Annotated in this window: 1 protein-coding gene; it reads left to right on the forward strand. The window is 59.7% G+C overall.

What is annotated here, in order from left to right; genetic code table 11:
* The coding region (locus tag ACXRVY_RS11640) for an FAD-binding protein (RefSeq protein ID WP_458237433.1) at positions 1-363 on the forward strand (363 nt) is incomplete at its 5' end.
* Between the last annotated feature and the right edge of the window lie 108 nt (positions 364-471).

Here is a 471-nt window from a genome sequence, read left to right on the forward strand (position 1 = left end):
GAACTGACCGCTGCCAAGATCGTCGTTTCCGGCGGCCGTGGCATGCAGAACGGTGACAACTTCAAACACCTGTACGCCCTGGCCGACAAGCTGGGCGCTGCCGTCGGAGCATCGCGCGCCGCGGTCGATGCAGGTTTCGTACCCAACGACATGCAGGTCGGTCAGACCGGCAAGATCGTTGCGCCACAGCTGTACATCGCCGTCGGTATCTCCGGCGCGATCCAGCACCTGGCCGGCATGAAAGACTCCAAAGTGATCGTTGCGATCAACAAGGACGAAGAAGCGCCGATCTTCCAGGTGGCCGATTACGGCCTGGTGGCAGACCTGTTCGAAGCCATCCCTGAGTTGGAGAAGCTGGTCTAATCCGGCTGCTTCACTTATAAAGAGCCCGGCCTTTTGGTCGGGCTTTTTTTTGGCTTTGTCCCCTGTAGGAGCGAGCCTGCTCGCGATGGACGTTAACGATGACGCGGG

Source organism: Pseudomonas sp. P5_A2_2 (assembly GCF_054177685.1).